General features: G+C 55.6%; 12 protein-coding genes and 1 tRNA gene. 3 read left to right on the plus strand and 10 right to left on the minus strand.

What is annotated here, in order from left to right; genetic code table 11:
• Positions 1–49: 49 nt before the first annotated feature.
• The 5 genes from BM205_RS09505 to BM205_RS09525 form a co-directional block, all read right to left on the minus strand.
• Entirely contained in the window at positions 50–1,000 is a 951-nt protein-coding gene (locus BM205_RS09505; protein ID WP_038485244.1) for a ribose-phosphate pyrophosphokinase, read from the minus strand.
• 175 nt (positions 1,001–1,175) lie between these two features.
• A tRNA-Gln gene (locus tag BM205_RS09510) sits at positions 1,176–1,252 on the minus strand.
• Between the two features lie 87 nt (positions 1,253–1,339).
• A complete protein-coding gene (gene ispE, locus BM205_RS09515) occupies positions 1,340–2,224 on the minus strand; it encodes a 4-(cytidine 5'-diphospho)-2-C-methyl-D-erythritol kinase (protein WP_092414257.1) in 885 nt (294 codons plus the stop codon).
• A gap of 16 nt (positions 2,225–2,240) precedes the next feature.
• Positions 2,241–2,948 (minus strand): lipoprotein insertase outer membrane protein LolB, encoded by a 708-nt coding sequence (gene lolB / locus BM205_RS09520; protein ID WP_254783819.1) that lies wholly within the window; start codon positions 2,946–2,948, stop codon positions 2,241–2,243.
• The gene (locus BM205_RS09525; RefSeq protein ID WP_254783820.1) at positions 2,945–4,768 is read right to left on the minus strand and encodes a tetratricopeptide repeat protein; all 1,824 of its coding nucleotides are present in this window, start codon (positions 4,766–4,768) and stop codon (positions 2,945–2,947) included. Before BM205_RS09525 ends, lolB begins: the two co-directional genes overlap by 4 nt.
• A gap of 229 nt (positions 4,769–4,997) precedes the next feature.
• Here BM205_RS09525 and mutM point away from each other — a divergent pair, with 229 nt between their 5' ends.
• The 3 genes from mutM (at position 4,998) to mutY (ending at position 9,028) form a co-directional block, all read left to right on the plus strand.
• Positions 4,998–5,819 carry a bifunctional DNA-formamidopyrimidine glycosylase/DNA-(apurinic or apyrimidinic site) lyase gene (gene mutM / locus BM205_RS09530; protein ID WP_092414259.1) on the plus strand — a complete coding sequence of 274 codons (822 nt, stop codon included), beginning with the start codon at positions 4,998–5,000 and terminating at the stop codon, positions 5,817–5,819.
• 66 nt (positions 5,820–5,885) lie between these two features.
• Positions 5,886–7,859 carry a dynamin family protein gene (locus tag BM205_RS09535; RefSeq protein ID WP_254783821.1) on the plus strand — a complete coding sequence of 658 codons (1,974 nt, stop codon included), beginning with the start codon at positions 5,886–5,888 and terminating at the stop codon, positions 7,857–7,859.
• 56 nt (positions 7,860–7,915) lie between these two features.
• Entirely contained in the window at positions 7,916–9,028 is a 1,113-nt protein-coding gene (mutY, locus tag BM205_RS09540; RefSeq protein ID WP_371326472.1) for an A/G-specific adenine glycosylase, read from the plus strand.
• Between the two features lie 257 nt (positions 9,029–9,285).
• Here mutY and BM205_RS09545 read toward each other — a convergent pair whose 3' ends face one another.
• From BM205_RS09545 to BM205_RS09565, 5 genes are all read right to left on the minus strand, one after another.
• A complete protein-coding gene (locus BM205_RS09545; RefSeq protein ID WP_092414260.1) occupies positions 9,286–9,912 on the minus strand; it encodes an LON peptidase substrate-binding domain-containing protein in 627 nt (208 codons plus the stop codon).
• A 48-nt stretch (positions 9,913–9,960) separates the two neighbouring features.
• Complete coding sequence (gene rapZ / locus BM205_RS09550) at positions 9,961–10,824, minus strand: RNase adapter RapZ (protein WP_092414261.1); 864 nt, start codon at positions 10,822–10,824, stop codon at positions 9,961–9,963.
• A gap of 66 nt (positions 10,825–10,890) precedes the next feature.
• Positions 10,891–11,838, minus strand: coding sequence for an HPr(Ser) kinase/phosphatase (gene hprK / locus BM205_RS09555; protein ID WP_092414262.1), 948 nt, complete (start codon positions 11,836–11,838; stop codon positions 10,891–10,893).
• A 103-nt stretch (positions 11,839–11,941) separates the two neighbouring features.
• A complete protein-coding gene (locus tag BM205_RS09560; protein WP_092414263.1) occupies positions 11,942–12,418 on the minus strand; it encodes a PTS sugar transporter subunit IIA in 477 nt (158 codons plus the stop codon).
• Positions 12,419–12,746: 328 nt separating this feature from the next.
• A complete protein-coding gene (locus tag BM205_RS09565) occupies positions 12,747–13,358 on the minus strand; it encodes a hypothetical protein (RefSeq protein ID WP_092414264.1) in 612 nt (203 codons plus the stop codon).
• Positions 13,359–13,508: the final 150 nt, after the last annotated feature.

Raw genomic sequence — 13,508 nt, forward strand, 5'->3', positions numbered from 1 at the left:
TCTGTCCCCAACTGACTAAGTCAAACTGTTAAATTGCAAAGTACAGTATTTATTCAGCAAACAGCGACATGACCGAATCGCCCTTGGTAATACGCTTGAACGTTTCAGCCAGCAACTCGGCACATGACAACTGGCGGATCTTGCCGCAGGCTTTGGCTTCTGCCGACAGCGGGATAGTATCGACAACTACCAGTTCATCCAGCGGCGAATTGACGATGCGCTCGAGGGCAGGGCCGGACAGCACCGGATGTGTACAGTAAGCCACTACTTTCTTGGCGCCGCGCTCTTTCAATACTTCGGCTGCCTTGGTCAGGGTGCCGGCGGTATCGACCATGTCATCCATGATCACGCAGTTACGGCCTTCGACTTCACCGATGATGTTCATGACTTCAGATACATTCGCCTTCGGCCGGCGCTTATCGATAATTGCCAGGTCGCAATTCAGGCGTTTTGCCAGTGCACGGGCGCGAACCACGCCGCCGACGTCCGGCGATACGACCAGCAGGTCGTCGTAATTCTTGCTAACCAGGTCGCCCAGCAAAATTGGCGATGCGTATATATTGTCGACCGGAATGTCGAAGAAGCCTTGGATCTGGTCAGCGTGCAGATCCATGATCAAGACACGTTCGACGCCGGCTTCCTGCAACATGTTGGCGACAACCTTGGCGGAAATCGCAACCCGCGCCGAGCGTGGGCGGCGATCTTGCCGTGCGTAGCCATAGTAAGGAATCGCTGCGGTAATCCGGCCGGCCGAAGCACGCTTCAAGGCATCGACCATCAACATGATTTCCATCAGGTTGTCATTGGTCGGCGCGCAGGTCGATTGCAGCACGAATACATCTTTGCCACGCACGTTCTCGTTAATCTCGACCATTACTTCGCCGTCGGAGAATTTGGTAACGTTGGCTTTGCCTAGCGGGATACCGAGTTGCTTGGCAACTCCAATAGCTAGTTCCGGGTTTGCGTTACCGGTAAAAACCATCAGGTTTTCGTTTGCCATGGATATCCCTGGATACTGTCGTTAAAAAGTTGAAAAGCCGACAATGCCAGACTGGTGCAGTCTTGCGTTGGCGGCTTATGTGTTCGCTGTGTGCAGTTTTGTATTTCTGATGCGGCGTAATGTGACTACCGCTGTAAGACCAAATTTCCTGCTGGACATTATTGTCCGTATTTAATGGCAGGGGAAGAAGGATTCGAACCTTCGAATGCTGGAATCAAAATCCAGTGCCTTAACCAGCTTGGCGATTCCCCTACGCAACTTGTTGTCTACCATAAATCCGCGCCGCATTTGAAATGCTGCGCTTGAATCTGATGCTAAACCGAATTCTGTACTTCTTTACTACTTCAGCAACCCTGCGAGCGGATGTTCCTGCATCGCCTTGGCTTTCCATGCTTTCCAGTGACTCGGTACCAGTTTCAGTACTTCCTCGGCCTCGTTTTCTTGTGTAAAGCCACAAAAAACACAGGCGCCGGATCCGGTCATTCTGGCATCTCCATAATTACTGAGCCATTTGATGGCATCGGCAACTTCTGGGAACTGCTTGGCAGCCACGGGTTCCAAATCGTTTTTTCCGAAGAGCTTTTTAGTACCTATCGAAAAGTCCGTCATTTTGACGGGTTTCGTACACCTTGTCAATTCCGAACTTGAAAAAATTAATGCAGTCGGAATTGTTACGCCGGGCTGAATTATAACGAACCACAGCCCGGGGGTGTCAAGCATTTGTAAGGTTTCTCCTATTCCTTCTGCAAATGCATTCCGCCCGAACAGGAAAAACGGCACATCAGCGCCTAATTGCAGGCCCAAAGCCATTAATTCTTCACGTGACAGGCCGCCATGCCAGAGATGGTTGAGCGCCATCAGTGTGGTGGCTGCATCGGAAGAGCCGCCGCCCAGTCCGCCGCCCATAGGCAAATTCTTTTCGATGCGGATGTTTGCGCCTAATGCTGCAGGGGCAATTCCTGCAGCGCCGGCCTTTTCACGTATCGCGTTTTGCAGCAATTTGCCGGCGCGGACGATCAGATCGCTTTCTTCGGGCACGCCCGCAATCTCGGTGGTGCGGCGGATCTGGTCGTCAGCGCGCACTTCGAAATGCAAAAGATCGCTGAAATCGACCAGCTGGAACACGGTTTGGAGCAGATGATAGCCATCCGGGCGGCGTCCGGTGACGTGTAAAAACAGATTCAGCTTGGCTGGCGCCGGGCAGTTGTTCAGCGTGCGTGTCATTACAAACTCGTTGTGGTTAGTGCGGCTGGCGGCTGTCGATGACGATGCGGATCGCGACATCGCCGGCTTGCGTGGCGTTGCGCGCCAGGTCTATCCGTTTCGGATAGCTTTCGGCGCCGTTGCCCAGGTCTTGCCAGTTGGTATATTGGATCTGCCAGTTGTCGGCTGTGGTAACGTTGAAGCTGTCGGCGGCAGCCGGCGGGATCGCTGTAAAGCGCTGGCCGGCGGCGCTCTGGCCGAATCCTTGCAACCAGTCGCGCAGGCCGGCAATCGGCAATGGCCAGCCCAGCGCCTGCACCGTCAGCGCATCGACATCGCTGGCGCTGCGCACGGGCTGCCCACTTTGCTTGAGTGTTGCCTGGTCAGCGGCAATATTGATGGTGGCCAGGGTTTGTCCCAGAGGAGAGAGCAGGGTGATCACTGTTTCCTGCTTGTCCTGCGACCAGGTAAAGCTGCCGTGCACTGCTTGGTCTTTGCCGTTCTGCTGATAACGTATTGACAGGCGGCCGCTGACGTCGATGGCTTGATGGTATTGCCGCGTTGCGCCGCTGGTGGTGGCGCCAGTTGTGACAGTAGATGTGGATGATGGCGACAAAGTGCTACAGCCGCTGAGCACAACGGCGGCCAAGGCAACCGCCGCCAGGCCGCTGCGCCGGATTGCCGGCAGCATCAGCCGCGTGATCTTGCTGGTCTTGATCTTGGTCTTGCCTGATACATGCATCATATGCTGGCGCCCAGCCGTGTCAGCGTGTTTTTCAGCGCGTCGTTTTGCGGATCTTTCTGGCGCACTTCCCGCCACAATTTTTGCGCATCGGTTTTTTGTCCTTTAACCCACAGGACTTCACCCAGGTGCACGCCGATTTCCGGATCGGGCAGCAAGCCGTAGGCATTGCGCAGCCGTGATTCGGCTTCGTTCAGATTACCCATGCGATATTGCACCCAGCCCATGCTGTCGACAATGAAGGGATCTTGCGGCGCCAGCGCCAGCGCTTTCTGAATCAGAGCCAACGCTTCCGGCAAACGGATATTGCGCTCCGCCAGCGAGTAGCCGAGCGCGTTATACGCTTGCTGATTCTCCGGCGCCAGCGCGATCAGCTTGCGCAGCGCGGTTTCCATGGCGCTCAGGTTGTTCAGTTTTTCTGCTGTCATGGCGTAGTCGTACAGCAGGTCAGGATTTTCCGGTTGCGTCTTGAGCGCCGTCTCCAGGACTTTGAATGCTTCTTGTGGACGATTGGATTCGCGTAGCAATTGTGCTTCCACCTGGGTTACCTGGGATTTTTCATGTTCGCCATTGGTCTCGATCTCGGCCAGCACCCGGCGCGCACCGTTCAGGTCGCCGCGTTTGGACAGTAGCTGGGCGCGCCGCAACTGGGCATCCAGATAGGCATCGCCCGGTTCGACTTGGGCCAGCCATTTCAGTGCGGCATCGGTGTCGTTCCGATCGGCGGCAATCTGCGCCAGGATCAGCAAGGCCTGTGTGTTGTCGCGCGCTTCGTTCGGATGCAGGCCCAGTTGCTCGACATAGCTGATCAGGTAACGTTCTGCAGCCTTGGTGTCGCCGATCTGCGCATTTAACAGGCCGAGCGCCAGCAGCGTGGTGACATCCTGCTTGTCGCTTTTGAGCAGGATTTCAAATTGACTGCGGGCCTGTTCATATTTCTTCTGGTCGATCAGGGTACGCGCATAAGCTACCCGCACTTCACGCGAACCCGGATACTTCTTGAGGAAGTCGGTCAGGATGGGTTCGACGTTTTTACTGTCCGGTGCGACTTGCGCGCTGGTCAGGATCGCCAGTTCAGAATCGGGCTTGAGATTCAGCGCAATCTTTGCTTCCTCCTGGGCGCGGATGCTGTTGCCAGTGCTAAAGGCTTGCTGCGCCAGCGCCAGATGCGCTTCCGACATTGCGGAGTAAGGCGTGACCAGTTGCTCCAGCAAGGTAAACGCAGCGGCCTTGTCTTGCGCCCGCGCCAGCAAACGCTGGATCTGCAGCATCATCACGCCACGTGCTTGCGGCGGCGCATCCTGCAGGCGTTTTTCGAGAATCGGCCTGGCCTCTGCCAGATTGTTGCTGAGCATGATGAAGCCGAGGTAATACTGGGTTGCCTCGTCCGAATCCGGCGCCAGTTCACGCCACAGGCGGATGGCGACCAGCGCTTCGTTGGCTTGTTTGGCGCTGAGCGCCATTTCGGCCGCGCGCCGGGCCAGGCGCGGGTCACGGGTTTGCTGGGCCGCCCCCAGCAGGGTTACGTATGCGGATTGCCAGTTGCCGCGCTGGAAAGCGATTTCGGAACTGAGTATTTTGAACAGGAGTTCCTTGGACAACGCCACTGACGGCAAATGTTCTTCCGGCGGCTTGACCGGCATCACCCTGGGCGCCAGCTTGCGGCTCGTGATCTGCTCGGGACTGGTCGTCGCGGCAGCTGCAGGTGTTGTGCTGACTGCACCTGTGGCAGCATCAGGATTTGTAGCATCGTTGCCCGGTGTTACACCGGCGCAAGCCGACAGCAAGGTGGAGAGCGTTACAATGGCAAGGGTTTTTTTCAAGGGAATATCCTGGCTTGGCATGCATTTGTAGAGACCTGATGTGGAAAATCCAAAATAAAGATTACATTCAGGTCCATAGTCATTTCCCGAAAACTGGTTTTCAGAGGTAATCTTGATTTTACGCCCAACCAGAGAGCAATGCGCAGTCGCGACCTCCGGATTTGTTTCAAAAAGTACATAAAAATAGTTGAATCGATTATGCCATTTCACGCAAGAACGTATCTGAACCATGCCCGAATTACCTGAAGTCGAAGTGACGCGACGTGGCGTTGCGCCGCATCTCGACGGTCGTGCGGTGACTGCCGTGACCTTTCGCCACCGCGGCCTGCGCTGGCCGTTTCCGCTCGATTTGCCGGAACTGCTGATCGGGCACAAGGTACGCAGCACCGGCCGTCGCGGCAAGTATTTATTATTGCGCTTCGATCACGGCACCGTGATTATCCATCTGGGGATGTCCGGGCATCTACGTATCCTGGAGCTTGGGGTCGAACCGCAAAAACATGACCATTTCGATCTGGTGGTTGGCCGGCAGTTGCTGCGCCTGACCGATCCGCGGCGTTTCGGCGCGGTACTCTGGCATGCCGATGCCGACGGTCCGGTGGAGCAGCACGTGCTGCTGGCAGGGTTGGGGCTGGAGCCGCTGGAAGATATTTTTTCCGCGCAGATTCTTTATCAAAAGACGCGTAACCGCAGCGCGTCGATCAAGCAGGTGCTGCTGGCCGGCGACATTGTGGTCGGGGTCGGCAATATCTACGCGTCCGAGAGCCTGTTTCGCGCCGGTATCAATCCAAAAACGCCAGCGCATCGCATCAGCCTGGCACGCTATGAACGGCTGGTTGATGCCATTCGGATAATTTTAGCGGCGGCAATTGACAAGGGTGGCAGCACTTTACGTGATTTTATTGGTGCCGATGGTCAATCTGGTTACTTCCAACAGAGTTATTTCGTCTATGATCGTGCTGGGTTGCCGTGTAGAAATTGTGGAACGTTGATTACGCAGATTAAACAGGGGCAACGTTCGACGTTTTATTGCAAAAAATGTCAGAAGTGAATATGTCTGAAATGCATGTCAGAAATGCATATTAAAGAAAATCAGAGAAGATAGGCGAGAGAGATAGTGAGCAATCTAGTCCAAAAATTCCAGGAATACAGCGAGTGGCGTACCGGCGTGGCGGGCGCCTTGCGACGTTATCAGACGTGGGCGAGCGCCTCGAAGCTGTCGGATGTCGCCAGCGAGCAGCGCATCAGCCGGGCCTTGGCACGTCTGACCGACGATAAATTATCGATCGCCTTCGTTGCTGAATTTTCGCGTGGCAAATCGGAACTGATCAATGCGATCTTTTTCGCCGATTACGGCCAGCGCATCTTGCCGTCAGCCGCCGGCCGCACCACCATGTGTCCGACCGAGCTGCTGTATGACGCTTCTTTCCCGTCGTGCATCCGTCTGTTGCCGATAGAAACCCGGGCAGAATCGCAATCGACCAGCGACTACAAGGGAGCACATCATGTCTGGACGGTGTTGCCGCTGGATATTTCATCCACCGACGGCATGCTGGAAGCTTTCAAGCAGGTCAGCCTGACCAAATGGGTGCCGGTGGAAGAGGCCAAGCTCTACGGCCTCTACGATGAGGACGATCCTGACGCCGCGATGACCATCGATGCGTTGGGCCGCGTCGAAATTTCGCAATGGCGCCATGCCATCGTCAATTTCCCGCATCCCTTGCTGAAAGAGGGGCTGGTGATTATCGATACGCCGGGCTTGAACGCGATCGGAACCGAGCCGGAGCTGACGCTCAACCTGATTCCCAACGCCCACGCGGTATTGTTCATTCTGGCGGCAGATACCGGCGTCACCAAAAGCGACATCGACGTCTGGCGCCATCATATCGGCAGCGGCGCGGGCCGCATGGTGGTGCTGAACAAGATCGACAGCATGTGGGATGAGCTGCGCTCGCCGTTCGAGGTAGAGCAGCAAATCAGCCGGCAGGTATCGAGCGTGGCGCACACGCTGGGGTTGGCGGAGACGCAGGTGTATCCGGTATCGGCGCAAAAGGGCTTGGTCGGCAAGATCAACGGCGAGTCTCATCTGCTGAAGAAAAGTCGTTTGCCGGCTCTGGAAAATGCTTTGTCGCGCGAGTTGATCCCGGCCAAGCGCGACATCATCCGGTCCCAGCTGATTGGCGATATCCACGATCTGACGGTCACCAAGCAAGCCTTGATGTCGGCGCATATCCGCAGCGTGGTTGAGCAGTTGCTGGAATTGAAGAGCTTGCGCGGCAAGAATACTTCCATCATCAGCCACATGATGAAGCGTATCGATATCGAGAAAAAAGAATTCGACGAAAGTTTGCTGAAATTGCAGGGTACGCGCATGGTGTTTGCACGCTTGTCGGCGGGCGTGTTTTCGACGCTGGGCATGGGCTTGCTGAAAGAAGAAATCCGTAAAACGCGGGAGACCATGGAAGGCAGCATGTTCACCGCCGGTTTCCGCCACGCTGTGAAGGATTTCTTTGACAAGGCGCAGGAGAACCTGATGCTGTCGGGACAGAAGACGGATGAAATTTCGGAAATGATGACTATCATGTACCGCAAGTTCTCGACCGAACACGGGCTGGCACTGTCGACGCCGATGCCGTTCTCGCTGGACAAGTATCGCAATGAAATCAAAGTGATCGAAACCGCTTATCATCGCCAGTTCGGCACGGTCACCTTGGTCAAGACCAGCCAGGTGGTGCTGATGCAGAAATTCTTCGATTCGATCGCCTCGCGCGTGAAGCAGAGCTTCTTGCAAGCCAACCGTGACGTCGACGCGTGGCTCAAGGTGGTGATGGCGCCGCTGGAAGAACAGATCCGCGCCCACAAGTCGCAGCTCAAGCAACGTACCGATTCGATTGAGCGGGTGCATGTGGCGATTGACAGCCTCGAAGAAAAAATCGAGTCGGTGGAAATGTTGCAGAGGGAACTGACTGCACAAAGGAATACTTTGATGGCGTTGGAAAACGATTTGAGAAATGCGCTGGGAAGCGAAACCCATGTCGGAACAGAGTTTAATAGCCACCGAAGCGTGGCGAATTACTCTGTCCCCATCTGATCAGATTGGTAGTTTGAAGTACGTACATGTCGTTGTAAAACCGCAGTGAGATAGATTTGAAAATTATTTGTAACACCGCGAACGACCTCGCATCAGCTAAATTTGCAGACCCGTCTTTTTCCGCTGCGGTGATTCTCTGGCAGAAGCAACATGGTCGCCACGCATTGCCGTGGCAACAGACGCGTGATGCCTATCGTGTCTGGCTGTCTGAAATCATGCTGCAGCAAACGCAGGTGGCCGCTGTGATTCCGTACTACCAGCGTTTCCTGTCAAGTTTCCCGGATGTGCAGGCCCTGGCGGCCGCACCGAGCGAAGAGGTGATGGCGCATTGGAGCGGCTTGGGTTATTACACACGAGCGCGCAATTTGCATCGCTGCGCGCAACGCGTGGTGGCCGAACATGGCGGGATATTTCCGCGGGATCCTGAACTGTTGCAAGATCTGCCCGGTATCGGTCGTTCGACAGCTGCTGCCATTGCGGCATTCTCTTACGGTGTGCAGGCCGCGATTTTGGATGGCAACGTCAAACGTGTGTTCGCCAGGGTGTTCGGGATCGATGGTTATCCCGGCGCCAAGCCGATTGAAGATGCAATGTGGCGCCGCGCAGTGGCGCTGTTACCGGAACAAGGTCTGGAATCGTATACCCAAGGGTTGATGGATCTCGGGGCAACGCTTTGCACACGCAGCAAACCATCTTGCGGGACTTGTCCGCTGGCGCAACGCTGCGTCGCACTGGCCACCGACAGGGTTGGGCAACTGCCGGTGCGCAAACCGAAAAAAGCCATTCCTGAAAAACATACCGGCATGTTGGTGATCGTCGATCAGCAACAGGTTTTGCTGGAGCAGCGCCCTGACAGCGGTATCTGGGGCGGCTTGCTGTCGCTGCCGGAAATTGTGCCAGGAGCAGATTTCGACGCAACGTTAAGTCGCGCCACCGCAGCGTTCGGTGCAGTAGCATCATGCGAGCCGCTGCAACCGTTCACCCACGTCTTTACGCATTTCAAACTGCAGATATCACCATTCCAGATTACGCTTGAGCGACGACTGGAAGGTGTGGCCCAGGCCAACTACGTTTGGTATCCGGCTGAAAAACTGGCAGACGCGCCGCTGCCGGCGCCGGTCAAGAAATTGTTGCTGGAAGTTTTTCGCGAAGCCGATTTGTTCGCTTGAATCTGCTGTATATGCGACGAGCAGATCGAACTAACCGGGGTCAGAGTGAACTTTCGGCATGCTTTACCGCCGAAACTTCACTCTGACCCCGCTTAGTGGACCACGGAGCAGACGTCGTAAAACAAAAAGAAACAAACCTGCCATAAGTGAGTTATCTCTCTTCGAAGCCGTGATGTGGGGTCAGAGTCAAGTTTCGCGATAAAACCTGCGAAAGTTGACTCTGACCCCAGATCACTCCGTCGTCGATTCGCATCTGCCTAGATGATGTTGTGCTGTAGTAGATATTGATGGACTATGCCAAGCCGCTCGCGGCCGTCGATCAGTTCCAATAGCTTCTGGCGCGCTTTCAATGGGATCGGCAGGATCTCGCACCAGCGGTTGGCGACCCAGCCCGCATTGTCGAATTGCATCGGCAATGCAAACGGGCTGGCGAAATTTGCGCCATGTGTGGCGCGACCTTTCTTGTCGATGTCGTCAATCACCAGCTTCAAAGTACTGGCGCATTGCAGATGGATTTCATCGGGACGCGTTACCTGGTCCGATTCTATCAGCGTTATCTGCGCCTCCACGCGCTGGTCGGGCAACACCCGCTGCGCCACAATCCGGAACCGCTGGCTGCCTTCGGTGCGCAACATCATTACACCGAGATCCTGCATGTCCCATTCAGTAATCCTGGTCAGGCAGCCTACGATTTCGGGTTCGGCTGCCTTTCCAACTTCCTGTCCTGACTTGATCAGTACCACGCCGAACGGCTGCTCGGTTCTCATGCATTCGCGCAGCATGTCGAGGTAACGGGTTTCAAATACCTTGAGCGGCAGCACGCCGCCGGGAAACAGCACGGTATTGAGCGGGAACAGTGGAATCCAGTTGTTATTTTCGGACATGGTAAAAGTGGGATGTGAACCGGGTCACGAACTAAAAAGCCAGTTCGTCTAGCCAAGTTCGCGGTGGCGTCGCACCACGCGTTCAGAAACCTGGAAATACTGCGCCAGCTGTTCGACCATATATACCGAGCGATGCTGGCCGCCGGTACAACCGATCGCTACCGTCAGATAGCTGCGGTTGTCGTCCTTGAACGCCGGCAGCCATTTCTCGACAAAATTGCGGATGTCGCCTAGCAGGTCGGTTACCTTCGGCAAATCTTCCAGGAAAGCGATGACGGGCTGATCGCGCCCGGTCAGCGGGCGCAGCTTGGCGTCGTAATGAGGATTCGGCAGCATGCGCACGTCGAACACCAGGTCGGCATCGAGCGGCACGCCGCGCTTGAAGGCAAACGATTCGAACAGCAAGGTCAGCGGCGCCGGTTCGGTATCGACCAGTTCCTTGATCCAGCTGCGCAGCCGGTTGGCGCTGACGTCGGAAGTATCTATCGTATGGCCGATACCCTCGATCTCGACCAGCATCTCGCGTTCATTCAAAATGCACTCGGTCAATGTCAGGCGGTCTGCCGGATTCTGGCCCGGCAGCAGGCGGTGCGATAACGGATGGCTGCGGCGGGTTTCGGAAAAACGGGCGATCAGGGATTCGGTCTGCGCGGTCAGGAAGAACACTTTAACGTCGTGTCCTTCCGCCTTTAATTGCTGGATGTCCGACGCCAGGCCGGTAAGCGAGTCGGCACTGCGGGCGTCGGTGGCCACCGCCAGCATCTGCGCGCCCTCATGCTGCCGCGCTGCGACCAGATCCCGCAACAAGGTCGGCGGCAGATTGTCGACGCAAAAATAACCCGCGTCTTCGAGCACGCGAAGGGCGACTGATTTGCCGGAACCGGAGATACCGGTGATAAGAATTATGCGCATTGCTCAATGATACCGTAAGTACGGTAATCGAGAACGTAGGTGAGCATGGTATGCCACCGTGCCGATTCAGAGATCGCTGTCGCTATCCATAGCAATACGCTGGCGGGCGATAAAATCCTTGAGCGTATCGATACCGCGCAGTTGCAGGATGGTATTGCGCACCGCAGCTTCCAGAAGTACCGCGATATTGCGGCCGGCTGCCACTGGAATGATGACTTTGCGGATCGCCAGCCCCAGCACTTCCTGGTGTTGAGCATCGAGCGGCAGGCGCTCGTAATTTTCTTCCAGGGTGGCGCGCCGTACCAGATGCACGATCAGCTTGAGGCGCATTTTGCGGCGTACCGCGGTTTCGCCGAAGATAGTCTTGATATCGAGCAGGCCCAGGCCGCGAACCTCCAGCAGATTTTGCAGCAGATGCGGACAGCGTCCCTCGATCATGTTCGGTGCAATGCGGGAAAACTCGACCGCATCGTCGGCCACCAGGCCATGGCTGCGCGAGATCAGTTCCAGCCCCAGTTCGCTTTTGCCGAGGCCCGATTCGCCGGTAATCAGCACACCAACTCCCAGCACGTCCATGAACACACCGTGCATGGTGATCCGTTGCGCCAGTTTTTTCGACAGGTACACCCGCAGATAATCGATTACCTGCGCTGCTGGCAACGGCGTCGAAAACAAAGGGATATTTTTTTCGTCGCAGATCTCAAGAATGTTCGGTGGCGTCGCCAATCCTTGCGCGATGATGAAAGCGGGTGGTGCGCCGGCCACCAGTTCAGCAGTCTGGTGGACTCGCGAGGCTGGCGAGAGGCGTTGATAGTATTCGGTTTCCTGATGGCCGAAAACCTGGATCCGACCCGGATGGATCAGGTTCAGATGGCCGACCTGGTCGGCCGCCGAGGCAGCATCGCCGGAAATCAGGCGTTCGCCACCGGGGAAACCGGCAAACCAGCCTAATTGCAACGATTCACGGTTTTCGTCGTACAGCTGCTGAATCGATAGGGGCGTGGAAACGGGCATGGTTGGCGGCTGACTTGGTTAGGTGGCAAAGTAAGATCGCCCGCGGGCGACCCGGCTCACGATGAGCGCTGTCTTCTTGGAGCCAGCAGGTTCTTAGACCAAATTATGTCGCATTTTCGGTGCCCATGGGCTGCCAGGCGACGATATGGGCGTGTACCGAGGCCGGATCGGGATCGCTGGCCAGAATGGTGCGGAAGGCATCGCTGGAAAACATTTCAGCGATTTCCGACAGGATTTCCAGATGTTGCTGGGTGACGTTGTCGGGAATCAGCAAAAACACCAGCAGGCTGACCGGTTCGCCGTCCGGAGATTCAAAGGGAATCGGTTCGGCCAGGCGCACAAAGGCGGCCAGCGGCGCTTTCAATCCCTTGACGCGGCCATGCGGCACAGCCACGCCGTGGCCAAGGCCGGTAGAACCAAGACGTTCACGCGCAAACAGGTTGTCGGAGACGGTAGAGCGGGCAATCCCGCAATTGTTTTCGAAGAGTAAACCGGCTTGTTCGAAGGCGCGTTTTTTACTGGAGACTTCCAGATCCAGCGCCACATTTTGTGCGGGCAGGATTTTTGCAAGATTAGTCATAATACAAAGTGGTATGCGGCACAATACGGGTGGTTGTGTCTAAGTCAGTGTTCAGGTCAGCATTCAAGTAACCAATCAGGCCACCACTAAAACTGCCGCAGCATATCGAAAACAGGCCAATCTCGGGATTACGCGCTACTGATCGCAATAATGTGATTGTAGCTGTTATTGCAACGTCTCCCCCGGTTTTGGCCCAAGTCAGCATAACTCAGGCTACGGTGTTATTAACTTCCGGCCGTCATTAATGGCGCCCATCTCGGATTATAGACTTGATTCCAGCCAACAACATCAACTTGCGGTCATCGTTTTGGCAGGTTGACCTGAGTTTTTACTTAACTTCAAAGCGTGCAAATATCAGCCAGACATCGCCATTGCCCTTATTCTGCGACAGGCGAGGCACATAGGATCCCATCAACTTGGCGCCTTTTACGCCCAGCGATACGACTGGTAGCGCTATCGGGAACGGAAAGCCGCCGAAATAATCCTGCCGGCTCATCATCATGGCGGTATAACCGGCGCCGACTTCGACCGGTGTCTTTGGTACATTCCAGATCCATTCATAGGCGTAGCCAGCCATGACCTGCGGCTTGTAATGGGAATCGCGGATGGCAAACAGATACAGGGATTCGTCGTTACCGTCAGCATTGCGGATGGTGCGGCCGCCACCCAGGCCCCAGGCCTTTTCATTCAATTCCTCGATGCGCTCTTTCGTATAGGTGTGACGGCCGTGATAGGCGTAACCCGACAGATATACTTCCATGTCGCCGTTTTCGACAATGTTGTCGAGCCGGTTTTTGGTTTGCGAGAGAGTTTTGCTGAACCAGCCGGTGGTGTCCGGGGTTTCCTGAGCGTGGGCCGGTGCGCCCACAGCGACGAGTGCGGTCATGCAGGAGAGCAAAGCGGTACGTTTGAGGGCGGTAAAACGAGAAAAAGTTGTCATATGATAAATGGGTTCTTTACAGCGAGGTCGTAAGGTAGACGCCGATCCTTTGAGCGTCAATATTCCTGACCAAATAATTGTCATTCAGCTATTTAATTGCTGTCTTTTTGCCACGATTTGTGGCGAACTTCGTTGCCAATCGTTAACTAT

Source organism: Collimonas sp. OK307 (assembly GCF_900113705.1).
Lineage (GTDB): Bacteria > Pseudomonadota > Gammaproteobacteria > Burkholderiales > Burkholderiaceae_D > Collimonas.

Excerpts from the sequence above, each read along its gene's own strand:
- BM205_RS09565 (WP_092414264.1), bottom strand. The coding sequence starts at position 13,358 with ATGACAACTTTTTCTCGTTTTACCGCCCTCAAACGTACCGCTTTGCTC.
- BM205_RS09545 (WP_092414260.1), bottom strand. The coding sequence starts at position 9,912 with ATGTCCGAAAATAACAACTGGATTCCACTGTTCCCGCTCAATACCGTG.
- BM205_RS09560 (WP_092414263.1), bottom strand. The coding sequence starts at position 12,418 with ATGACTAATCTTGCAAAAATCCTGCCCGCACAAAATGTGGCGCTGGAT.
- hprK (WP_092414262.1), bottom strand. The coding sequence starts at position 11,838 with ATGCCCGTTTCCACGCCCCTATCGATTCAGCAGCTGTACGACGAAAAC.
- ispE (WP_092414257.1), bottom strand. The coding sequence starts at position 2,224 with ATGACACGCACGCTGAACAACTGCCCGGCGCCAGCCAAGCTGAATCTG.
- lolB (WP_254783819.1), bottom strand. The coding sequence starts at position 2,948 with ATGATGCATGTATCAGGCAAGACCAAGATCAAGACCAGCAAGATCACG.
- BM205_RS09505 (WP_038485244.1), bottom strand. The coding sequence starts at position 1,000 with ATGGCAAACGAAAACCTGATGGTTTTTACCGGTAACGCAAACCCGGAA.
- rapZ (WP_092414261.1), bottom strand. The coding sequence starts at position 10,824 with ATGCGCATAATTCTTATCACCGGTATCTCCGGTTCCGGCAAATCAGTC.
- mutM (WP_092414259.1), top strand. The coding sequence starts at position 4,998 with ATGCCCGAATTACCTGAAGTCGAAGTGACGCGACGTGGCGTTGCGCCG.